The sequence below is a fragment of the Mycobacterium appelbergii genome (assembly GCF_032883035.1).
GTDB lineage: Bacteria > Actinomycetota > Actinomycetes > Mycobacteriales > Mycobacteriaceae > Mycobacterium > Mycobacterium appelbergii.
On sequence record NZ_JAMQTH010000006.1, the window covers coordinates 259,200 to 281,213 of the forward strand.

The 22,014-nt window shown below is 66.7% G+C and carries 19 protein-coding genes and 1 pseudogene; 10 read left to right on the top strand and 10 right to left on the bottom strand.

Features of this window, described 5'->3' with window-relative positions; genetic code table 11:
* Positions 1-14 precede the first annotated feature (14 nt).
* Positions 15-788 (bottom strand): helix-turn-helix domain-containing protein, encoded by a 774-nt coding sequence (locus M1247_RS15695; protein WP_317157268.1) that lies wholly within the window; start codon positions 786-788, stop codon positions 15-17.
* A gap of 108 nt (positions 789-896) precedes the next feature.
* On the opposite strand from M1247_RS15695, the gene M1247_RS15700 reads away from it, so the two are divergent.
* Positions 897-1,253: a hypothetical protein gene (locus M1247_RS15700; protein ID WP_317157269.1), complete on the top strand. Its 357-nt coding sequence runs from the start codon at positions 897-899 to the stop codon at positions 1,251-1,253.
* Here the strand turns inward: M1247_RS15700 and M1247_RS15705 are convergent.
* A complete protein-coding gene (locus tag M1247_RS15705; protein ID WP_317157270.1) occupies positions 1,174-2,454 on the bottom strand; it encodes a cytochrome P450 in 1,281 nt (426 codons plus the stop codon). The two genes, M1247_RS15700 and M1247_RS15705, sit on opposite strands and share 80 nt — an antisense overlap.
* A gap of 250 nt (positions 2,455-2,704) precedes the next feature.
* Between M1247_RS15705 and M1247_RS15710 the strand changes: the two genes are divergently transcribed.
* Positions 2,705-3,076 carry a hypothetical protein gene (locus tag M1247_RS15710; RefSeq protein ID WP_317157271.1) on the top strand — a complete coding sequence of 124 codons (372 nt, stop codon included), beginning with the start codon at positions 2,705-2,707 and terminating at the stop codon, positions 3,074-3,076.
* On the opposite strand, the gene M1247_RS15715 is transcribed toward M1247_RS15710, so the two are convergent.
* The 3 genes from M1247_RS15715 to M1247_RS15725 form a co-directional block, all read right to left on the bottom strand.
* The gene (locus tag M1247_RS15715; RefSeq protein ID WP_317157272.1) at positions 3,077-5,326 is read right to left on the bottom strand and encodes a molybdopterin-dependent oxidoreductase; all 2,250 of its coding nucleotides are present in this window, start codon (positions 5,324-5,326) and stop codon (positions 3,077-3,079) included.
* Complete coding sequence (locus M1247_RS15720) at positions 5,323-5,901, bottom strand: TetR/AcrR family transcriptional regulator (protein ID WP_317157273.1); 579 nt, start codon at positions 5,899-5,901, stop codon at positions 5,323-5,325. The genes M1247_RS15715 and M1247_RS15720 overlap by 4 nt, the downstream gene beginning before the upstream one ends.
* 148 nt (positions 5,902-6,049) lie before the next feature.
* Entirely contained in the window at positions 6,050-7,180 is a 1,131-nt protein-coding gene (locus M1247_RS15725; RefSeq protein WP_317157274.1) for a nitronate monooxygenase, read from the bottom strand.
* A gap of 181 nt (positions 7,181-7,361) precedes the next feature.
* Here M1247_RS15725 and M1247_RS15730 point away from each other — a divergent pair, with 181 nt between their 5' ends.
* A complete protein-coding gene (locus tag M1247_RS15730) occupies positions 7,362-8,096 on the top strand; it encodes an HAD family hydrolase (protein WP_317157275.1) in 735 nt (244 codons plus the stop codon).
* Positions 8,097-8,152: 56 nt separating this feature from the next.
* Positions 8,153-10,384: a S9 family peptidase gene (locus M1247_RS15735; RefSeq protein ID WP_317157276.1), complete on the top strand. Its 2,232-nt coding sequence runs from the start codon at positions 8,153-8,155 to the stop codon at positions 10,382-10,384.
* Here M1247_RS15735 and M1247_RS15740 read toward each other — a convergent pair.
* Entirely contained in the window at positions 10,370-11,104 is a 735-nt protein-coding gene (locus M1247_RS15740; RefSeq protein ID WP_317157277.1) for a MerR family transcriptional regulator, read from the bottom strand. The genes M1247_RS15735 and M1247_RS15740 overlap by 15 nt on opposite strands.
* A 74-nt stretch (positions 11,105-11,178) precedes the next feature.
* Here M1247_RS15740 and M1247_RS15745 point away from each other — a divergent pair, with 74 nt between their 5' ends.
* Entirely contained in the window at positions 11,179-11,811 is a 633-nt protein-coding gene (locus M1247_RS15745) for a DUF3159 domain-containing protein (protein WP_317157278.1), read from the top strand.
* 8 nt (positions 11,812-11,819) lie between these two features.
* Here the strand turns inward: M1247_RS15745 and M1247_RS15750 are convergent.
* Positions 11,820-12,884: pseudogene (locus M1247_RS15750) on the bottom strand (NAD(P)H-dependent amine dehydrogenase family protein); the annotation flags it as partial.
* A gap of 114 nt (positions 12,885-12,998) precedes the next feature.
* Here M1247_RS15750 and M1247_RS15755 point away from each other — a divergent pair.
* The 5 genes from M1247_RS15755 (at position 12,999) to M1247_RS15775 (ending at position 19,460) form a co-directional block, all read left to right on the top strand.
* A complete protein-coding gene (locus tag M1247_RS15755) occupies positions 12,999-13,736 on the top strand; it encodes a glucose 1-dehydrogenase (protein WP_317157279.1) in 738 nt (245 codons plus the stop codon).
* A 166-nt stretch (positions 13,737-13,902) separates the two neighbouring features.
* A complete protein-coding gene (locus M1247_RS15760) occupies positions 13,903-16,626 on the top strand; it encodes a glycoside hydrolase family 2 protein (RefSeq protein ID WP_317157467.1) in 2,724 nt (907 codons plus the stop codon).
* Between the two features lie 10 nt (positions 16,627-16,636).
* A complete protein-coding gene (locus tag M1247_RS15765; RefSeq protein WP_317157280.1) occupies positions 16,637-16,861 on the top strand; it encodes a hypothetical protein in 225 nt (74 codons plus the stop codon).
* Between the two features lie 67 nt (positions 16,862-16,928).
* Positions 16,929-18,131 (top strand): enhanced intracellular survival protein Eis, encoded by a 1,203-nt coding sequence (locus M1247_RS15770; RefSeq protein WP_410506886.1) that lies wholly within the window; start codon positions 16,929-16,931, stop codon positions 18,129-18,131.
* A gap of 36 nt (positions 18,132-18,167) precedes the next feature.
* Positions 18,168-19,460, top strand: a complete 1,293-nt coding sequence (locus M1247_RS15775; RefSeq protein WP_317157281.1) for a competence/damage-inducible protein A — start codon at positions 18,168-18,170, stop codon at positions 19,458-19,460.
* Here the strand turns inward: M1247_RS15775 and M1247_RS15780 are convergent.
* Genes M1247_RS15780 through M1247_RS15790 form a run of 3 tightly spaced genes read right to left on the bottom strand, consistent with a single transcriptional unit; the run spans position 19,457 to position 21,976 of the window.
* Entirely contained in the window at positions 19,457-20,104 is a 648-nt protein-coding gene (locus tag M1247_RS15780) for an MBL fold metallo-hydrolase (RefSeq protein WP_317157282.1), read from the bottom strand. The genes M1247_RS15775 and M1247_RS15780 overlap by 4 nt on opposite strands.
* A gap of 33 nt (positions 20,105-20,137) precedes the next feature.
* Positions 20,138-21,067: an alpha/beta fold hydrolase gene (locus M1247_RS15785; RefSeq protein WP_317157283.1), complete on the bottom strand. Its 930-nt coding sequence runs from the start codon at positions 21,065-21,067 to the stop codon at positions 20,138-20,140.
* Between the two features lie 15 nt (positions 21,068-21,082).
* Complete coding sequence (locus tag M1247_RS15790) at positions 21,083-21,976, bottom strand: fructose bisphosphate aldolase (RefSeq protein WP_317157284.1); 894 nt, start codon at positions 21,974-21,976, stop codon at positions 21,083-21,085.
* Between the last annotated feature and the right edge of the window lie 38 nt (positions 21,977-22,014).

Genomic DNA, 22,014 nt, shown 5'->3' on the forward strand with positions numbered 1-22,014 from the left:
AAGAGGTCAAGTGGTCAGACCAGTAAGGCGGCGGTCCGTTCGTCGGCGGGAAGGAAGGCTTCGATGCTCAGTTCCGCGGCCGTGAGGTCCAGCGCGGTCCCGAAGGTCGTCACCGTGCTCATGAAGGTGAGCGTTTCGCCCTGCGCAGTGGCCAGTTCCAGTGGTACGACGACACCGCCGAGGTCTCGGGTCGATTCCAGTCCACCCGGATAGGACTCGATCTCGGCGAGCAGCGCGGCCAGCTCGCCGGATCCGCTCACGGCCACCTCGCGCCGCAACCGGCTGATGAGGTGATGACGCCATTCGGCCAGGTTCCGGATGCGAGGCGCCATGCCGTCGGGGTGCAGGGTGATGCGCAGGGCGTTTGGTCGGCTCAGCAGATGCTCGGCGACGCCTTGCAGCATGATCGCGGTCCCCGCGTTGGCCTGCAGCAGATTCCAGGCCCGATCGACGACCACGCAGGGAAAGGGGTTGTAGGCCTCCAGGACCCGGGTGACCCCTTCCCGCACCGCGGTCATATCGGAGCCGTCGAGCGCGCGCTCGGCATACACGGGCGCCAGGCCTGCGGCCATCAGCAGCCGATTCTGTTCGCGCATCGGCACTTCCAGGACCGAGGCGAGTTTGAGCACCATGGCCCGGCTCGGCACCGACCTACCGGTTTCGATGAAGCTGACATGGCGCGCCGATACGTCGGCTTCGAGGGCCAGTTCGAGTTGGCTCATCCGACGCCGCTGTCGCCAATCCCGCATCAGCGGACCGATGGGTGTCTGGATTGCAGTGCTGGTCATCCCCTGAGTGTCGCCGATGGTGGATCCGACGGCCACTACCTCACAGGTAATTGCACCGACTACCCACAGCTTGCATGGTTGGGGTGTCAACGAGCAGAGGAGACGAGGATGCGAGACGCACCGCGGTCCGGCCGGCCCATCCCACGCTGGCTGCGCTTCGTGTTGACCGCAGATCGTGCGGGGTCAGCGGCCTATGTGGGGGCCGGCTTCTTCTTCGCCCCGGCGCTGGCCGTGGTGTCGCCCTGGCCGGCCCTGACCACGGTGTTGTGGATCGTGATCGGGCTGGCCGGGTTGTGGCTGGGACTGCTGGGCATTGCCATGGCCACGGGGCTGGCGATGGTGTTGCGCTCAGGTACCGAGATTTCCGAGGATTACTGGCGCTCCATCATCGATTACCCGAGCGCTCCTGCGCCACAGGGTGTCTCGGATCTGGCTCGCCGCGGTAATCGACCTGCCAGTGTTTGATCCCGTTGAGCCAGCCGGACCGCAGCCGCTCGGGTGCGGCCAACGGTGTGAGGTCGGGTATGCCGTCCGCGATCGCGTTGAACATCAGATCGATGGTCATCCTGGCCAGGTTCGCGCCGATGCAGTAATGGGCTCCGGTGCCGCCGAATCCGACGTGTGGGTTGGGATCCCGCAGAATGTTGAACGTGTACGGGTCGTCGAACACGTCCTCGTCGAAGTTGGCCGAACGGTAGAACATCACCACCCGCTGGCCCTTCTTGATCGGCACGCCTGCGAGTTCGGTGTCCTCCAACGCGGTGCGCTGAAACGATGTCACCGGAGTCGCCCACCGCACGATTTCGTCGGCGGCGGTAGCCGGCCGCTGCTTCTTGAACAACTCCCACTGATCCGGATGGTCGGTGAACGCCATCATGCCCTGGGTGATCGAGTTGCGGGTCGTCTCATTGCCTGCCACCGCCAGCAGGATCACGAAGAAGCCGAACTCGTCGTCGGAAAGCTTGTGGCCCTCGACATCGGCCTGCACCAGCGTGGTCACCAGATCGTCCCCGGGATTCGCCGACCGCTCCGCGGCCATTTTCATCCCGTACGTGATCAGCTCGACCGACGCGCTCAACCCGTCGTTGCCGGCAAACTCCGGATCCTGGTCACCGACCATCTGATTGGACCAGTCGAACAGCTTCTTGCGTTCCTCCTGAGGCACGCCCATCAATCCCGCGATGGCCTGCAGCGGTAGCTCGCAGGACACCTGCTCGACAAAATCGCCGGAACCTTCCTCCCGGGCGGCCTGGACGATGCTGCGGGCCCGGTCGGCGAGATCGGCGCGCAGCCGTTCCACCGCGCGCGGCGTGAACGCCCGGGAGATGATCTTGCGCAGGTGGGTGTGATGCGGTGCGTCCATGTTGAGCAACACGAACTTGCCGTGATCGATCTGCTCCTGGACGGTGCCCTCCCGGTACCTCGGCAGCGCGGTCTTCGCCAGGCTGGAGAAGACGTCGCTGCGCAGTGACACCTCCTTGACGTCTTTGTGCTTGGTGACCACCCAGAATCCGCCGTCGTCGAAGCCACCCGTGCCGACCGGCTGTTCGTTCCACCAGATGGGGGCGAGCCTGCGCATCTCGGCAAGCTCCTCGACGGGCAACCGCTCGGCGTAGATGTTGGGGTCGGTGAAATCGAAGCCGGGTGGAAGATTCAAAGTCGGCATAGCGTGAGGCTCCTCGCGACGACGTTTCGTAGTGTCGTAAGCCATTGCTACACCACAGGTGGGGCCCCTCGGAGTGGGTTTCGGAAACTCCCACATCGTTGGTATTGGAACACGTTCCGATTCTTGCACTGTAACGAAACATCGACCGCAACGATGCACTCAGCGTTACCATCTGTCCCTGGAGTAACAGCGGGAGGCCAGCGAGATGCGTGTCTACATGCGAACGGTTGCGTCGGCATTCGGGTGCGTTGTGTCGGGTGCTGTGGTTGCGTGCTCAATCGCGGCCGCGGCCGTCGCCGATCCGGGCATCCCGGTCCCGCCACCTCCGCCGCCGACGGCGCCTCAGCCCGAGGCCGGCACCCCGCACCTGGCGAGCCCGGATGCCCTGCCGCCCGGGGCGACGATGGATCCCAACGGGCAGGGAACGGAAACGCCCAACTTGAGCTATCTCAAGGATCTGTGGCACGCCGTGCAGAACCAGGAGATCAGTGGCAAAGAAGCACTGATCCTCGGGGTCGCGCAACGCGGTATGAACACGCCCGTGCCGGAACAGGCTCCCGGTCCGAACGTACCGATCTCCCCGGATGCGCCGGATATGCCTGCTGCGCCGGCCGGGCAGTGATCAGGCCGGCGCGCCTGTGACCCGAATCCGATCGACCCGGGCAGGCACGTGCTTGTGCCACGGCGTGCCCGCATAGGCGTCACGCCACTCCGTGGAGGTGAGCGCATTGGGAGCCACCCCCGGCACCTGCACGCGGCCGTCGGTGCCGGTGTAGTCCAGCCCGTACCCGTTGGGCAGTGACACATGGCCGGGCAGCATCGCCTCGCTGACCTCGACACTGGCCTCGGCGCTGCCTGCTGCGGTGGTGATCCTGGCACGATCACCATCGACGACGCCGATGGCGCGGGCGTCCTGTGTGCTGATGCGCAAAGCGCCGTCGGTGTCGCGCTTACGCCAGCCGGGGTCGCGGAAAATGTCGTTGGCGGTGAAGGCGCGCCGCTCACCGGCCGAGAGCACCAGCGGGAACTCCGCGGTGGTCAGCGCCGACGGTGTAGTCGGCAACTCCCTTGCCGCCGCGAGCATCTCGGGCATGTCCAACGCAATCTTGCGGTCAGGATGGCTGATCAGGGCGAAATCATCCTCATACTCGTGCACCGTGAACGTCAGCCCGGACCTGCTGTCCAGGATCGCCTCGAACAGCGCATTGCCGTCCGCGAAACCCGCTCGCCGCACCGCGTCGGGGTAGGTCATGGCCGTCTTCTGGGCAAGTCCCCACAGTGCTGCGGCGCCGGCCAAGCCGTCGGGCAAGGCCGGGCCCAGCGTCTCGTACAGCACGTACGGCAACACCCGGCCCAATCCCGGATTGGCACCTACCGCGGTGAGAAACGCCGTGGCGTAGGCGTCCAGACCCTGGCGCGCCGCCACCCGCAGCGGATGTAGTTCGGCGTCGTCGACGGCACCGATGGCGCGGACCAGGCGGGCCCAGATCTCCGGTTCGGGCAAGGTGCCGGGCAGTGGATCCATCAGGGCGTGTCGCAGGTGAAATGTATTGTGCGGGAACTCCAGATTGAAGAACGTGGCCTCTGGCTTCTCGAACTGGCTGGCCGCAGGCAGGACGTAGTCGGCCAGCCGGGCGGTTTCGGTCATCGCGACATCGATCACGACCAGCAGTTCCAGTGACTCCAGTGCGGCGCGTACCGATGTCGAATCGGCAAGCGAGTGCGCCGGATTGCTGCTCTCTACGATCATTGCCCGGAACCGGTCCGGGTGGTCGGTCAGAATCTCCTGCGCGACGACGTTGGACGGTACCAGGCCGGCGATCACCGGAGCACCGGTGACCGGGGTCCGTCCGACGCCGGCCGAGCTGAACAGCGGGGCGATCGACGAGTGCAGGTGTTGCCCACCGCGTTTGGCGAAGTTTCCGGTCAGGATCCACAGCAGCTTGTTGAGGTACGAGCACAGGGTGCTGTTGGGTGCCTGCTGGATGCCGAGGTCCTCGAACACCGCCGCACTGTCGGCGAACGCGATCCGGCGCGCCGCGGTTTGCAGCAACGATTCCTCGACGCCGCATCGCGTGGCGTAGTCGCCGACGGGCACCGCCCGCAGCATGTCCCGGACCGGTTCGACCCCGTTGACGTGTGTGCTGAGAAACTCCTCATCACACAGGTTTTCCTGGACCAGCACGGCCGCCATCGCGGCCAGGCACCAGGCGTCGGTTCCGGGAAAGACCCGCAGGTGGATGTCGGCCATCTTGGCGGTGTCGGTGAGCACCGGGTCGATGACGATCATGCTGCGGGCCGGGTCTTTGGCGATCTCGTTGAGTACCACGCGTGCCCGCGGAAAACTCTGTGACATCCACGGGTTCTTGCCGACGAACACCGCGACCTCGGCGTGCTCGAACTCGCCGCGGGTGTGGCCGCCGTACAGATGCGCGTCGACCCAGGCTTCACCGGTCTTCTCCTGTGCCAAGGCATTTGACCGGTACCGGGAACCCAGAGATTTGAGGAACGGGCCGCTGTAGGCACCGCCGAGGTGGTTGCCCTGGCCGCCGCCGCCGTAATAGAAGATCTTGTCGCCGCCGTGGGTGTCCCTGATGGCGAGGAACCTCTCGGCGATCTCGGTGATCGCGGTATCCCAGTCGATCTCCTCGTAGCCGCCGTCGGGCCTGCGGCGCAGCGGTGCGGTCAACCGCGCGTGATTGCTCTGATAATGGTCGAGCCGCAGCGCCTTGTTGCAGGTGTAGCCCTGTGACGCAGGGTGATCCTTGTCTCCGCGGATCTTGGTGATCGCGCGGTCTTCGGTCTGAACCACGATGCCGCAGTTGCATTCGCACAGGATGCACGCGGTGTGTCGCCAATCGTCGCTGGTCACTTCGACGCCCCTTCGGCCGTAAGCTGCGCGCGCAGTTGCCGGTGGATCACGGTGAGCGGTTTGAGGTCTCGGGTGGCACGCGCGACGATGACCGCCCCTTCTACCGCGGTGAGGATCAGCAGCGCCAGCTCCTCGGCACGTTCGGCGGCCACGCCGTCGTCCCGCAGGCGCCCGGTGATGTGATCGGTCCACCGGGTGAACGCGGCCCCGGCGCGCGCCAGCACCGGTCCGCCCGCGTCGTCGGGCGCGGGGTCGCCTGCCTCTACGGCAACCGCGACGACGGGGCATCCGGCCCGGAAGTCGCTGTCGGTCAGTTGCTTGCCGAAATCCGCGACCATGCGGTCGAGCAGGGCCACCGCGCTGGGTGTCTTGCGTATCCGGTTGGTCACATGATCGCTCGCGTAGTCGATGGCCTCGCAGAGCAGCTGGGTGCGACCGCCGGGGAAGTAGTGGTAAGCCGAGCCGCGCGGTGCGCCGCTGTGTGCCAGCACGTCGGCAATCGCGGTCGGATGCGCACCACGCTCGCGGATCAGCATGGCGGCGGAGGCCACCATGCGCTCACGGGGAGTGCTCACGTTTCGTCCCTTCGCCCGAAGACTATGTATGACACCTTACATAATCAGGAGTTGGTGCACCAGACTGCATTCGTCCGATCTTGAGAACAGCAAAATGGCTGCGGAAACAAGGTTTCCGCAGCCATTTCGTGAATCTCGGTGGGTATGTCTACACGGACGCGGCCTCATTGAGGTCGTTGAGCGTGGTGGTGGCTTCGAGGTACTCCTGCACCCACCGCTCGATCACCGCGGAGGTCTTCTCCACCTTCTCGAACTGTCCGACCACCTGGCCGACCGGGTTGAACGCCACATCCACGGTCTCGTTCGGGTACTTGTGCGTGGCGGCCACGGCCATTCCCGAAACCATGTACTGCAGGGGCATTCCGAGCGGGCTCGGGTTCTCGGGCTGCTCCCAGGCTTCGGTCCAGTCGTTACGCAGCATGCGGGCCGGCTTACCCGTGAAGGACCGGCTGCGCACGGTGTCGCGGCTAGATGCCTTGGTGTAGGCCGCCTGCTGCACCGCGGTGTTCTCCGCCTCCTCGACCATCAACCACTGCGAGCCTGTCCAGGCACCCGCGGCGCCGAGCGCGAGCGCCGCGGCGATCTGCTGCCCGCTGCCGATCCCGCCGGCCGCCAGCACCGGCACCGGTGCGACCTCTTTGACCACCTGTGGCCACAGCACGATGGAGCCCACCTCGCCGCTGTGGCCACCGGCCTCGCCACCCTGGGCGATGATGATGTCGACGCCGGCGTCGGCGTGCTTGCGGGCCTGCGACGGCGAACCGCACAGTGCCGCCACCTTGCGCCCGGCGTCGTGGATGTTCTTGATCATGTCGGTGGGCGGGGTGCCCAGCGCATTCGCGATCAGGGTCATCTTGGGGTGCCGCAACGCGATCTCGACCTGGGGAGTCGCGGTGGCCTCGGTCCAGCCCAACAGCTGCAGTGCGTCGTCATCGCTGTGGTCGACCGGAACGCCGTGGTCGGAGAGGATCTTGCGGGCGAACTCCAGGTGCTCTTGTGGCACCAGGGACTGCAGCATGGTTTTGAGCTCGTCGGCCGACATGTTGGCATCCATGCCCTCGTACTTGTTCGGGATCACGATGTCCACGCCGTAGGAGTGGTCCCCGATGTGCTCGTCGATCCAGTCGAGCTCGATCTCCAGCTGCTCGGGGGTGAAGCCCACCGCGCCGAGCACGCCGAAGCCACCGGCCTTGCTGACCGCGACCACGACGTCACGACAATGGGTGAAGGCGAAAATGGGGAACTCGATGCCGAGCTCGTCGCATAGGGCGGTGTGCATGCGTGCTCCTTCAGACGGGGACGGCTCCATGGCCGGTCAAAATTGAAACGTGTTCTAGTTTAGTACCCTGCGAGGCACCCGTGGGGCAAGACCCAGACCAATCACGCAAATTCCTGCACGAACGAAACCTCGTTGCCGTCGGGATTAGTCGTTCGTCGTACCCGCTTGGTGTACTTGGCTCATGGGCCGCACGATGTCGCCAGCTGAATCGCTCGAGGAAATCGGTACCGGTCCCGGTGGGGCGCAGGTCGGCGCATTCTTCGACCTCGACGGAACCCTGGTCGACGGATTCACCGCGACCGCCCACGCCGGCCACCGGATTCGGCAGCGCCAGGCCGCCCTGGGCGAGGTCCTCGGAATCATCGAGGCTTCGGTGCGGTACCGGATGGGCCGGATGCCCTTTGAACGGTTGATCGTGCGGGCTGCCGGTTACCTGCGCGGCGAATCGCTGACCGAACTCGATGAGCTGGGGGAGCGCTTGTTCGCGCAGCGCTTCGCCCACCGTGTCTATCCGCACATGAGGGAGGTCGTACGCCGACACCAGGATCGCGGCCACACCGTGGTGCTGAGTTCGTCGGCGCTGACCATCCATGCCGAACCGGTGGCCAGGCACCTGGGCATCGATCACGTGCTGTGCAACCGCTTCGAGACTGATCAACACGGCGCCCTGACCGGCGGGATAGTCGAGCCGATCGTGTGGGGATCACGTAAAGCGGCAGCGGTACAAGGCTTTTGCCGAACCAATGATGTTGCACTGCAGCGGAGCTACTTCTACGCCGACGGCGGTGAGGACAGCGCGCTCATGCAGCTGGTCGGGCAGCCGCGGCCGGTCAACCCACGGCCCGGCCTTGCCGCGGCGGCGACCGCGGGCGGCTGGCCGGTCCTCACCCTCGCCCGCCCCGGCAGGCGCGGCTAAACACCGACCGGACCGGGATTGACTGTGCCGCTGCGTCCGGGTGTTGCATGGCGGGCGTGACAACGATCCTCACTGACTCCGACTACGCACGCGCCGAGCAGATGCTCGCGCCCTATCGGGCCCGCAAGGTTCCGGGCTGCGCGCTGCAACCGCAATGGCTCGCCGACGGTACGCGGTTCTGGTACCAGGTGGGCCCCCGATACGTGGTGGTCGACCCGGCCGAGGGCCGCCGCCAGGATGCCTTCGACCACGACGCTCTGGCCGCCGCGTTGTCGGTGGCGTCACGCCACCCCGCCGCCGGTGACGACCTGCCGATCTCTGCGGTGGAGATCCGAGACGACCACACGGTGCGGTTCAGCGCGTTCGGCACGCGCTGGGAATGGTCGGACGGCAGCTGTGTGCCGTCCGAGGGTGCGGCACCGGTGCCGGGCGAGGTGCGCTCACCCGACGAGCAGTGGGTCGCGTTCCGCCGCGATGGCAACATCTGGGTCCGGCGTTGCGAGAGCGGTGAGGAGTTCGCGCTCACCGACGATGCCGAACCGCAGTTCGACTACGGTGGCCTGCCGGATACGACCGGGGCGCGGGCGCTCATGCGTTACCTCGGCCTGCCGCCGCCGATGATCCTGCACTGGTCGCCCGACTCCACCCGAATCCTGGTGCAGCGCATCGATCAACGCGATCTTCCCGACCTGGTGCTGATCGAGTCGAGTCCGCCCGGCGGTGGCAGGCCGGTCGAGCACCGCACCCGCTACACCATGCCCGGCGAAGAGGCGGTGGCGACGATGACATGGAATGTGCTCGATATCGGGAAACGGACCGTGGTGCGTCAGCAGACCGAACCGACGCCGATCATGCACAACGTCGCGCTCGTCTATGCGTGGTGGACAGACAAGGACACCATCCACTTCCTGCACCACTCCCGCGACGCCCGCACGCTTGAACTGCGCCGCCTCGACCCGGCCAGCGGTGCGCTGACGACGCTGATCAGCGAGACGGGTCAGACGCGGGTGGATCCCGTGGTGCAACTCGGCGACCCGCAGATGGTGCGGGTGCTCGACTCCGGTGAGGTGCTGTGGTGGTCGCAACGCGACGGTTGGGGCCACCTGTATCTCTACTCGGCGGACGGCGCGCAGGTCAGCCAGGTCACCAGCGGTCCTTGGCTGGTGCGCAGCCTGCTGTGGGTGGACGAGGCCACCCGGCAGGTGTGGTTCGTCGCGAACGGACTGGTCGACGATGACCCGTACCTCCGTCAGATCTGCCGAATCGGACTGGACGGCAAGGGTTTCACCCGTCTCACCGATGATGATCTCGATCATGACGCCGTCAGCCCGCCCGAGGGTGGCTACCTGGTGGACCGGGCGTCCACCTCGAGCAGGCCGCCGCGGTCGGTTGTGCTCGACGGTGACGGCCAGCTGCTGGTCGAGTTGGAATCGCCGGGCACCGAAACGCTCGACGCGCTGGGCTGGCGTCCGCCCGAACGGTTCCGAACGACCGCCGCCGACGGGAAGACCTCGATCTACGGCCTACTGTGGCGGCCACACGATTTCGACCCGCAGCGCCGGTATCCGATCATCGAACACACCTATCCGGGACCGCAGATCTACCGCGCCGGACCGTCGTTCGATCCTCCGCATCAGGGCGAACCGGAGGCTTTCGCGGCGCTCGGATTCGCGGTCGTGGCCATCGACGGCCGGGGAACCGCGGCGCGCAGCAAGGCCTTTCACGATCACTCTTATGGTGACCTCGGCAATGCGGGGGCGCTCGACGACCATGTTGCGGCCATCCGGGAACTCGGTCACCGGTATCCGTGGCTGGACACCGGTCGCATCGGGATCACCGGTCAGTCCGCGGGTGCCTTCGCCGCTGCCCGCGCCGTGCTGATGTACCCCGATTTCTACAGAGTGGCCGTCGCGACGTCCGGGAACCACGACAACGGCGTCAACCTGGCGATGTGGGCCGAGCATTATCACGGCGATGTCAGCGCCGAAGGCAAGGCGGCGATCTCGAACGCGACGCTGGCCGCCAACCTGAAGGGCAAGCTGCTGCTCATCCACGGCGAGCTCGACGATAACGCGCACCCGTATATGACGCTGCGGCTGGCCGACGCCTTGATCAAGGCGGACAAGGACTTCGACCTGATCATGATCCCTGGCGCCGAGCACGCCCTGATCGGACGCCAGCACTATTTCCTGCGGCGGACCTGGGACTACTTCGTGCGGCACCTGCACGGCAGCGAGCCGCCGAGCTACCGCCTGGCGCCGCTACCGCTGCCGTCACTCGGCGGCTGAGGCGCGCAGGATCTGCCCGGCCCGGCGCAGCACGTCCAGCTGCGCGGGGTTGTACAGATCAGCCATCGCGCGATCGATCGCCTTCTCGGCGTAGTTCGCCCCGCGCGGGGCGTCGGCGCGGACCTCCGCCAGGCCGGGATGCGCCTGCCTGACCGACCGGATGTACGGGGCCAGGCGCTCGGCGAGGTCTTGGCGGGTGCTCTCATCGGCATCGTCGGGCAGGGTGTCGAGTTCGCCGGCCGCCGGATCTTCCCGGGAGTCGCGGATCAGGTCGGCGTACACCTGTCTGCCGCGTGGTCCCAGCACCCGGCTCAGCACCACGACGAGCGCCCGGTCGGCCTCGGTCATCCTGGCGACCACGTCGAGTGGTGCGAAGTCCGGTGGCAGGTCGGTCGGCGCCGAGTGCTCCAGCAGTTCGCCGAGTTCGCGCCGGGCCCGCTGCAGCCGCTCGATCGTCGCCGCCAGTTCGGCGTCCAGCTCGCGCAGCGCCTGCTCGGGATGTTCGTCGGTATCGCCCAGCGCGGAGATCTGGGGCAACGAGAACCCGAGGTCGACGAGTCGTTTGATGCGCACCAGCCGGACCAGGTGTGTCACCCCGTACTGCTTGTACCCGTTGGAGCGGCGTTCGGGCTCGGGGAGCAGACCCACCTGGTGGTAGTGCCGGACCGCCCGCAGGCTGGTGCCGGCCAGTTCGGCGATTTCCCGGGTGCTCCACGCCACGGGGCCATTCTGGTCCACGCCGGGCGCCCACCCGGATTTGACTGTGCCGTTGCGTCCGAGTGTGCGATGGAGGTATGCACAAATCCGAGCGCGTGACGGAGGAGCGGGAGCCGACGCTACTGGAGCGGGTGGGTGGCGTGTCGGGGCTGGTGTATGCCAGTGTGCCCACCTTCGCCTACGTCATCGTGAACGCCATCGCGGGACTGGGCGCCGCGGTGGCGGTGGCCGTGGCGGTCAGTGCCGCACTGATCGTGGTCCGGCGGGCGCGCGGCGAGCCGATCCAGCCGGCGGTCTCCGGACTGCTCGGTGTCGCCCTTGCCGCAGCGATCGCCTACTTCACCGGGTCGGCCGACAACTACTTCCTGCCGGGCATCTGGATCAGCCTGGTCTCGGCGGCCGCGGTGACGGTGTCGGTGCTGGTGCGCCGTCCACTGGTCGGGGTGATCTGGAACCTGTTGCGCAGCAGCGGACCCGATCCGGCGTGGCGTTCAGATAAGGCCGTGCTGCGCGGATTCGATATCGCCTCAACGGCATTCGTAGTGCTGTTCGCGGCACGATTCGTGGTGCAGCAGTGGTTGTACGACGGCGGGCACACCGGTTGGCTGGCTGTCGCGCGGATCGGGATGGGTTATCCGCTGCTCGGGGTGGCGCTGCTGGTCGTGTTCTGGTCGGTCCGGCGGGCCAATCGGCTGGCGGTCGCGGGCTGACCGAGGCCGTACAGACCCTTGCCCGTCACCAGTGGCATGTCCAGCGTGGTGCGGATTCCGGCCGGCGCCGCCACCACATCGGGGATGGCGTTCACGATGCGACCGGCCGCCGCCACGATCGCGGCATGGTTGTGGTCGCCCTTGCGGCTGGACGGGCAGATGTCCACGGCGTAGGAGGGTTCGCCGACGATCTCGACGCGGTACGAGCCGCCCGGCTGTGCGGGCTGGGCCCAGTCCGGCCGCAGATCGCCGCGCAGTCGCGTGACGTGCTCGATGACGATGACCGGCTCACCGGCGACCATGCCCCGGATCTCGAACCGCAGCGCCGCCACAGTGCCTTCGGCGATGCGGCCTGCGGCAACATCGAAGGATTCCGGTGCAGGTTCCTTTTCGCAGACTTCGGTGATGTCGTCGATCTCGATGCCGAGCCCCGCGGCCAACTGCCGGATGGAGGTGCCCCAGGCGATGCTCAGCACCCCGGGCTGGAACAGGATCGGCGTCTCGTCGAGCGGCTTGCCGAACCCCATCACATCGAACATGACCGTGACACCGTCATAGGTGGCGTAATCGGCGATCTCCATGCAGCGGATCTGTTCGATGCTCTGGCACGTGCCTGCCAGCGCAAACGGGATCAGGTCATTGGCGAACCCGGGATCGACACCGGTGATGAACAGGCTGGCATCGCCGGCCTTAGCCGCCTCCTCGATGCCCGCGATGTACTTGCCGGGCATGAGTTTCCATGGGTACTGCAGCAGCACCGGAGCAGAGCCGACGACGTTGATGCCTGCGGCCAGCAGCCTCACCACGTCGGCGATCGCCTCCGGCCCGCGGGTGTCGCCCATCGCGCAGTACACCGCGCAGTCCGGCTCGGCGGCCAGGACCGCGTCGAAGTCGCTCGTGGCGGTGACCCCGGTGGAAATATCCAGCCCCGCAAGCTCTCCCGCGTCCCTGCCCACCTTGGATTCGGTCGATACGCACAGAGTGGTCAGCTCGTAGGCGGGGTTGGTGAGAAGCCCGGTCAGCGCCAGGCGGCCGACGTTTCCGGTTCCGATGTGGGCGACCCGGATGGCCATGTGCTCTCCTCAACTCTGGTTCTCGTGCGCTTGCCTGCAGCCGAGTATGCACATTGAGAGACATAATTGGAACAGGTTCTAATTGCGCCCGTTGCTGCGGTAGCCTCACCGGTCATGGGACGGGTTGACGGAAAAGTTGCATTGATCAGTGGCGGGGCACGCGGAATGGGCGCCGAACATGCCCGGGCGCTGGTCGCCGAAGGCGCCAAGGTGGTGATCGGCGACATCCTCGACGAGGAAGGCGCCACGCTGGCCGCCGAACTCGGTGACGCCGTCCGCTACGTCCATCTCGATGTCACCCAGGCCGACCAGTGGGATGCGGCGGTGGCGACGGCAACCGAGACGTTCGGCCTGCTCAATGTGCTCGTGAACAACGCGGGCATCGTAGCGTTGGGTGCTATCGGGAAATTCGATATGGCCCAGTGGCAGAAGGTCATCGATGTCAATCTGACCGGCACGTTCCTCGGCATGCAGGCCAGCGTCAAGGCGATGAAGGCCGCGGGCGGCGGGTCGATCATCAACGTCTCCTCGATCGAGGGACTGCGCGGTGCCATGATGGTGCATCCCTACGTCGCCTCGAAGTGGGCGGTCCGCGGTCTCACCAAGTCGGCCGCGCTGGAGCTCGGCGGGAAGCAGATCCGGGTCAATTCGATCCATCCCGGCTTCATCCGCACCCCGATGACCGAGCATTTCCCCGAGGACATGCTCACCATTCCGCTGGGCAGGCCGGGGCAACCCGAAGAGGTCTCCAGTTTTGTGGTGTTCCTGGCCAGCGATGAATCCCGCTACGCCACGGGCGCGGAGTTCGTGATGGACGGTGGCCTGGTCAACGACGTGCCGCACAAGCTCTGAGCGGTACCTGCGGCGCGGCGGGCGGCGGTACGCGGCAGAATGGCGTGAGCGGCGTCGGATGCCGTCATCAGTGCCGTACCGGTCGTGAGGAGCCGCCATTTTCGCCCGGACGCGACGCAGCCGCCTGAGCATCGCGGGATTGGTCGTCGTCGCGCTGCTGGTATCACTGTGTGCCGCCGATCTACCGACGTTCGCGCGGCCCGAGGCGCCGGCGGGACGTATCGAGCTGTCGCAGGGCTGGCAGCTGGCCTCGGCGCGCAAGGTCACGGCTGACGGGGCCGCGCTGTCCGCACCGGGGGAGCAGGGCCACGGCTGGCACGACGTCGCACACATGCCGGCCACCGTGTTGCAGGCCCTGCAGGACGACGGGACCTTTCCGGATCTGTACGTCGGGGAGAACCTGGCCGACGTCCCCGCCGACCTGTATCGCCAGGACTGGTGGTACCGCACCACGTTTCACGCGCCGGCGGGCCGTTCCAGCTACCGGCTGGATTTCCCGGGCATCAACTACCGCGCCGAGGTGTGGCTCAACGGCCACCTGATCGCGGACAGTTCCGATGTGGTCGGCATGTACGTCTCACACGAACTCGACGTGTCCCGTTGGATCAACACCGGGGCCGACAACACACTCGCGGTCAAGGTCACCCCCGAACAAGCCCTGCAGGACGTGGACGGGGTGGAGTTGGCCGACAGCTGGTGGGATTGGATCAACTGGAACCGGATCGGGTACCAGGGCCCGGGCAAGGATCCGCAGCGCGGCAATTCCTTTGTCGCCGACCGCAATGCCGGGATCTGGAAGCCGGTGTACCTGAGTTACTCCGGCGCGGCGGTTCTCGACGATCCGATGGTGACCACCGAATTGCCACTGCCCGAGACCGACCGGGCGCGGTTGACCGTGTACACCGACGTTCGCAATGCCTCAGCTGAGGACCTGCGTGGGGTGGTGCGGGCCACGATCAGCCGCGCGGGCAAGCCGGACATCTCGGTCGACCAGCCGGTTCGCCTCGCGGGCGGCGAGCGGCGCGAAATCCGTTTCGACCCCGACACATTCGAGGCGTTGACGGTGGCCGATCCCGACCTGTGGTGGCCCTACACCATGGGCGAGCCCAACCTCTACGACCTGCGCGTGGAGTTCCGTCAGTACGGCACTGCCACCGCAACCGACCATTCGCGGTTCGGGATCCGCACCGTGACCCAGCACCGTGATCGGGATGAACAATTTCCCGAGCTGGGCCGGGGCGGCAATTTCTATCTCACCGTCAACGGCAGAGACTTCCTGGTGCGCGGCGCGGCCTACACCCCGGACCTCTTGTTCCGGTACGACCCGAGCCGCGAGGACGCGATCCTGGGCTATGTGCGGGATCTCGGGCTGAACATGCTGCGCCTGGAAGGAAAGTTCCCCGGGGAGAACATCATCGAGCGCGCCGACGAACTCGGCATTCCACTGATGTACGGCTGGATGTGTTGCAACCAGTGGGAGAAATGGTGGCAGTGGGACGACGAGGACCGGCGCATATCGACTGATAGCCTGCGGTCGACGATCCTGAGCCTGCGCGGGCATCCGTCGGCGTTCATCTGGGCCAACGGCAGCGACGGCAAACCGCCGCCGGCTGTTTCCGACGCCTATCACGGCATTCTCGACGGTCTGCACTGGCCGAATTCCGTCGTCGACACGGTGTCGTCGATGGCGCGTGGCGAGGATGGTGAACGCGACTGGGACGGCATCCACATGGCGGGCCCGTATACCTGGAGACCGCCCAGTTACTGGTTCAGCGGGCGATACGCGGCCACCCGCGGCTCGAATGCCGAACAGGGCGACAACGAGCACATTCCGCCGTTCGCCAGCCTGAAGAAGTTCATCCCGCCGGACAAACTCTGGCCGATCAATGACGCCTGGTACTTCCACGCCGGTGCCAACCCGAGCAATGCGAAACTCGACAGCATCCGCACAGCCGTGGTTCAGCGGTACGGAACATCGCAGGACGCAGAGGAATTCGCGGGTAAGGCCCAACTCGCGCATTACGAATCGACCAGAGCCCAGTTCGAGGCGTTCGCGGCAACGGGGTGGGCCAACCACAAAATGACCATCTACTGGATGCTCAACAACCACTGGCCCTCGTTCTTCGGCCACCTCTTCGACTATTACCTGCGCCCCGGCGGTGCCTACTACGGCGCCAAGAAGGGGCTACGGCCGCTGTCGGTGGTGTTCGACTCGTACGCCACCGGTGATCACGACACGGCCAATGTCACCGTGGTCAACCAATCACCCGAGGTGCAGCGTGACCTGACGGTCCGGGTGCGGACCTACGATCTGGCGGGACGTGTGCGCGACGACCGGAGCTCCGGGCCGCTCACCGCGCCCTCGGGCGGGGCGGTGGCAGCGCTGACGCTGCCGCGGCAGGCCCGTGACTCGCCGGTGTTCTTCGTGCGCTGCGAGTTGATCGACGCCAAGGGCGAGGTGGTGGCTGCCAACACCTACTGGCAGTCCCAGCAACGCGACGACGTCGGCAGCCCCGGAAATGACCGGGCGTTCGACCTGACCCAGACCCGATGGGCCGACATGACCCCGCTCAACACGATGGCGCGGGTGCCGCTGCAGGTCAGCGCCGAACGGTCGGCGGGCACCGACAGCACCGGTGTGGTGATCAGGCTGCACAACCCGACGCGGCAGATCGGCTTCTTCGAACGCGCCGAGATCACCTCGACCCGCGACGGCGACGAGATCCTGCCGATCGAATACTCCGACAATTACGTCACCGTGTATCCGGGGGAGACGGTGGAACTGACCGGGCAGATCGCCGGAACCGCACCGGCCGCGAACTGGGTCCGGGTCACCGGTTACAACTCCGCGCCCGTAGCCGTCCCGATCGACGAACCCAGCCGACGTTAGGATTGCGCCCATGACCACAACCGACGAGCGCCAGGACCTGGGCCAACTGGCCGCGAGCAGCGGCTGGCAGCGCAGGGATCTCGACCGGGTCGATGTCTTCGCCCGCGGCGCCAATCGCGTGCGCGTGGTCTGGCAGGGGTCACACGTGATCAGCGGCGCCACGCTGTACCAGGACGACATCATGACCACCTACACCCGTGACATTCCGACCGTGAACGCCTGGCTCAACCGGTAGTTCAGCGGCGCCTGCGCCAAATTCGATCGCGCCGCGGCATCCAGTTGTGGCACTGTCGGATTCTGTGATCGCCCCTGCCACGAAACTGACGCTCGCCACCAGCACCGAAGAAGACTGGACGGCGATGGCGCTGCTCGGCGGCACCGCGTTCGGCGAAATCGGCCATCCTGACTCGGTCGCGGCGTGGCGCAGCATGGTGCCCGAGGAGGGTGCGCTGGTCGTCCGGGACGGCGCGGACGTCGTCGGTCAGTGTCTCTACCTGGACCTGTCGCTCACCGTGCCGGGGGGTGCGGTGCTTCCCGTCGCGGGCATCAGCTTCGTCGCGGTGTCGCCGACGCACCGTCGACGCGGGATCCTGCGCACGATGTACACCGAACTGCATCAGCGAATCGCCGACGCGCATTACCCGCTGGCCGCACTGACTGCCAGCGAAGGCGGCATCTACGGTCGCTTCGGGTACGGCCCGGCGACCACCGAGGTGGAGGTCTCGGTCGACCGCCGCTTCGCCCGGTTCCATGCCGCCGTGCCCGACCCCGGCGGGGTGCGGTTGGTCAAACCTGCCGAGCACCGCGACGACTTCGCCGAGATCTACGACCGCTGGCGGCTCGCCACTCCGGGCGGCCTGCCACGCCCCACGGCGTTGTGGGACGACCTGCTCGCCGACCGGGAGAACACCCGCGGCGGGGGCACCGAATGGTTCGCTTTCCTGCACGCCGACGGCTATGTGCTGTACCGGGTGCACGGTGAACATCCGATGATGGTGCGGGTCAGCGAATTCACCGCAGCGACCACCGCCGCGCACGCCGCACTGTGGCGGGCCCTGCTCGGACTGGACCTGATGGAGAAGATCGTGGTCCACACCCATCCCGATGAGGCATTGCCCTACCTGTTGACCGATTCGCGGCTGGCCAGGACCACCGCCAGTGCCGATGACCTGTGGGTACGGATCATGGATGTCCCCAGGGCACTGGAAGCGCGTTCTTATCAGGCCGATCTGGACACTGTCATCGAGGTGGCGGACGGTTTCCGCAGTGACGGTGGACGATTCGCCCTGCAGATCCGCGACGGACGTGCCCGGTGCACACCCACCGACACCCAGGCCGACGTCGAGTTGGACCTCGACGTCCTCGGCAGCCTGTACCTGGGCGACCATCGCGCCGAAGGGTTTGCGCTGGCAAACCGGTTGCGCAGCAACGACACCGGCCTGATCCGTCGCCTCGGCGCGGCGTTCGCCAGCGACGTGCCTGCCGAGCTTGGCTACGGGTTCTGAGCCGGCGCAACGTTGCCGGTGCGTAGTGTTGGTCCGGTGAGTGCACGCGCAGGCATCGTCGTAACCGGAACAGAAGTTCTCACGGGGAGGATCCAGGACCGCAACGGGCCGTGGCTTGCCGATCAGCTCCTCGAGCTGGGGGTCGAACTCGCGCACATCACGATCTGCGGCGACCGTCCGGCCGATATCGCGGCGCAGTTGCGCTTCCTGGCAGCGGCCGGAGTCGACCTGATCGTCACCAGCGGTGGTCTCGGTCCGACCGCCGACGACCTGACCGTGGCCACGGTGGCTGAATTCTGCGGGCGTCAGCTGATTTTGGACGCAGCGCTGGAGGAGCGGATCGCCGAAATCCTCCGCAAGTTGATGGCAGGCCGGGCCGGCGCGGACGTCGACTTCGACGCGGTCCGGGCCGCCAACCGCAAACAGGCGCTGGTTCCGGTCGGTGCCGAGGTGCTCGCGCCGATCGGCACTGCACCCGGGGTGGTCGTGCCGGGTGCAACGGGGGGCACCCCGGCCATCGTCGTACTGCCCGGCCCGCCCCGCGAATTGCAGCCGATGTGGTCCCGGGCTGTCGCGACCGAGGCGGTGCAGCAAGCGATCTCGGGGCGCACGGTGTACCGACAGGAAACGGTCCGCATGTACGGCCTGCCGGAGTCACGGCTGGCCGAGACGTTGCGCGATGCCGAGCAGAGCGTCGCCGGCTTCGACGGACTGGAGATCACCACGTGTCTGCGCCGTGGCGAACTGGAGATCGTCACCCGCTACGAACCCGACGCTGTCGGCGTGTACGGCGACCTCGTGGCCCTGCTGCGCGATCGTCACGGAGACGCGGTGTACTCGGTGGACGGTGCCACCGTCGACCAACAGGTCGCCACCCTGCTCGTCGACCGCCGCATTGCGACGGCGGAATCCTGTACCGCCGGGCTGCTGGCCGCGCGACTGACCGAACTGCCCGGCTCGTCGGACTACTTCGCCGGTGGGGTCGTCGCCTACGCCAACGAAGCCAAAGCGGAACTGTTGAATGTGGATCCGGTGCTGATCGCCGAGCACGGCGCGGTGTCCGAGCCGGTCGCCGAGGCGATGGCCACCGGCGCCATACACCACCTCGGCGCCGACACCGCGGTGGCGATCACCGGTATCGCAGGCCCGGGCGGTGGCTCGCCGGACAAGCCGGTGGGCACGGTGTGTTTCACGGTGCGCGCCGACGGCGTGACCCTCACCCGCACCGTCCGGCTCCCCGGCAGCCGGGCCGACATCCGTGAACGATCGACCACGGTGGCCATGCACCTGTTGCGCCGGGCACTGCTGGACGGTGCGGCAAAAGGCTAGCGGGCCACCGGAATCGTCTGCGCCGCTTCGGCCACACAATCGGCCCAGGCACGTGCGCCGAGCACCGTGACGGCGCGGTCACCGAACGCACTGGAGATCACCACATCGGGCTCCAGCGTGGCCAGCAGCGCCAGACTGGAGGCCAGGTCCGCGCTGTCGCCCACACCGGGGATCACGAATGTCGACCAGTGTCCGTCGGCGTCGACGAAGATGGTGTCACCGGTGAACAGGTATCGGCCCTCCGTGCCTGCCACCAGGTAGCTGGTGCTGCCGGGACTGTGCCCGGGGCTCGGAATGACCTCAACCCCGTTGGCATCGATGTGACGGCCGGCCAACGGGACATCGATGTGGCCGTGGCGTCCGATGTTCACCAGTTCGATCGCCGGTGCGTGCAGTCGTGCGCCGAACCTTTCGGCGATCTGCGCCAGCATCGGTCCGGCCTCGTCCTGATGTGACAGGTACTGATCGTGGACCCCGCCGAGCGATTCGAGGGCGGCGAAGTCCGCGTCGGTGGCCGGGCAGTAGAACAACGCGTTGTGACCGTCGGCCTTCCACAGGTAGGCATGGGTGGTCAGTCCGGGAAACGGTGAATCGGTGCGGGTTTCCCAGAGATCGGATCTGATCTGAGTCATGGCGTCTGTCATGACCGCAGCCTCCACCCTCAACAATGGTTGAGGTCAAGGGGTGGTGGCCGCGCCGCCCCCGCTGCTGTCCCAGATGTCGATCATCGTGCCCATGATCTCCTGCGCACAGCCCAGGCCGCCGAGGTGACTTTCGTACGGCAACTCGGTCAGCACCGCATCGGGCAGCCGGGACACGACATGGCGGCCGTGGGCGAACGGGACGATGTGGTCGTGGTCGCCGTGCCACCAGCGCACCGGCACCGTGATATCGCCGAGCCGGAAACCCCAGTCGCGTTCGAAAACCACGATGTCGTAGAACGGCGCCGCCAACTGCTTGCGGCTGCCGTTGAGCAGATCGTCGAGGAACATCGCCTTGAACTCGGGGCGGGACAGCATCCGCCGGTCACCCTCCGGCGAGATCCGTGCGTAGATCTCCAGGGCAGGGGAGGCCACCGGGCGGATCAGCCGGATCAGTCCGGAGGCGGCCAACCGGATCGGCGCGCCCGCCACCTGCAGCACAGGTGCGACCACCGCTCCGAGTTGCATCAGCCGGCTGCTGATCGCGTCCGGGCCGACCATCGGTGCGACACCGCCGAGCACCCCGGCCGCCATCACCCGATCGGGCATGGCGGCCGCGGTGGCGAGGGTGTACGGACCGCCACCGGACAATCCGATGACGGCCAACTTGTCGATGCCGAGGACGTCGGCGATGGTGCGTAGGTCCTCGGCAAAGTCCAGCACCCGGTCGTACTGGTGCGGTGTGGAGGACCCGATGCCGGGACGGTCCACGCCGATCAGCCGAATGTGGTTCTGCTCGGCGTACATCCGGGCCTCGGTCGGGATCTGACGGCGGGCACCGGGGGTGCCGTGCAGCCAGAAGACCGCCCGTCCCTGCGGATCACCGAACTCGGCGAATCCGATCTGGCGATCGTCGCCGACGGCGACGTTGCCCTCCAGCTTGGGACGGGCGATCGGGATGACCATGGCTGCGAGTCTGGACTAGCCGGCGACCGACGCGTCGTAGATCGACTGGATCGACTTGTCCAGCGTCGCGTTGAACTCGTCGTCGGACTGCTGGGCGGACAGGCCCTCGGTCAGTGCCCGGCTGAAGCTGGCGATCACACCGGCGTTCTGTGCCAGCAACGCATTGGCCTCGTCGCGCGGGTATCCACCCGACAGCGCCACCACCCGCATCACCTTCGGATGCGCGACCAGCGACTGGTAGTGGTTGGCCACGGTCGGCAGCGTCAGCTTCAGCATGACCTGCTGTCCGTCGGGCAGCCCATCGAGGTTCTTGGTGATCTCGTCGCGCAGCAGATCCTCGGCCTCCGACTTGTCGGCGATCGAGATGGTCACCTCGGGCTCGATGATCGGGATCAACCCGTGCGAGAGGACCTGCTTGGCGACCTCGAACTGCTGGGCGACGACCGCGGCAACACCGGCGGCGTTGGCAGCGCCGATCACCGAACGCTCCTTGGTGCCGAAGATGCCGTTCTTCGCGCCGCGGGCCAGCAGGTCGTCGAGGGCCGGCATCGGCTTCATCAACTGCACGCCATCGGCGACCTCGGCGAGGCCCTTGTCGATCTTGAGCAGTGGCACCACGCCCTTGTCCTCCCAGAGGAAGGTGGCCGACGGCTTGCCTTCGATCGCCCGGTCCATCGTCTGCTCGAACAGGATCGCGGCGAGGATCCGGTCACCGGTGAACACCGGCGAGGTGATGATCCGAGAGCGCATCTGATGGATGAGGTCGAACATCTCATCCTCCGACGAGTAGGCGCTCTCCTCCACGCCGTACAGACGTAACGCCTTAGGGGTCGAGCCGCCACTCTGGTCGAGCGCGGCGATGAAGCCCTTGCCCGACGTCATCTTGTCGGCCTGCTGCTGGTTCACCATGGGGTTGTCCACTCCTTTGAAGACGCTTCCTGCTGTCG

Excerpts from the sequence above, each read along its gene's own strand:
- M1247_RS15790 (WP_317157284.1), bottom strand. The coding sequence starts at position 21,976 with ATGGTGAACCAGCAGCAGGCCGACAAGATGACGTCGGGCAAGGGCTTC.
- M1247_RS15745 (WP_317157278.1), top strand. The coding sequence starts at position 11,179 with ATGCACAAATCCGAGCGCGTGACGGAGGAGCGGGAGCCGACGCTACTG.
- M1247_RS15705 (WP_317157270.1), bottom strand. The coding sequence starts at position 2,454 with ATGCCGACTTTGAATCTTCCACCCGGCTTCGATTTCACCGACCCCAAC.
- M1247_RS15695 (WP_317157268.1), bottom strand. The coding sequence starts at position 788 with ATGACCAGCACTGCAATCCAGACACCCATCGGTCCGCTGATGCGGGAT.
- M1247_RS15700 (WP_317157269.1), top strand. The coding sequence starts at position 897 with ATGCGAGACGCACCGCGGTCCGGCCGGCCCATCCCACGCTGGCTGCGC.
- M1247_RS15765 (WP_317157280.1), top strand. The coding sequence starts at position 16,637 with ATGACCACAACCGACGAGCGCCAGGACCTGGGCCAACTGGCCGCGAGC.
- M1247_RS15780 (WP_317157282.1), bottom strand. The coding sequence starts at position 20,104 with ATGACAGACGCCATGACTCAGATCAGATCCGATCTCTGGGAAACCCGC.
- M1247_RS15725 (WP_317157274.1), bottom strand. The coding sequence starts at position 7,180 with ATGCACACCGCCCTATGCGACGAGCTCGGCATCGAGTTCCCCATTTTC.
- M1247_RS15755 (WP_317157279.1), top strand. The coding sequence starts at position 12,999 with ATGGGACGGGTTGACGGAAAAGTTGCATTGATCAGTGGCGGGGCACGC.
- M1247_RS15730 (WP_317157275.1), top strand. The coding sequence starts at position 7,362 with ATGGGCCGCACGATGTCGCCAGCTGAATCGCTCGAGGAAATCGGTACC.
- M1247_RS15785 (WP_317157283.1), bottom strand. The coding sequence starts at position 21,067 with ATGGTCATCCCGATCGCCCGTCCCAAGCTGGAGGGCAACGTCGCCGTC.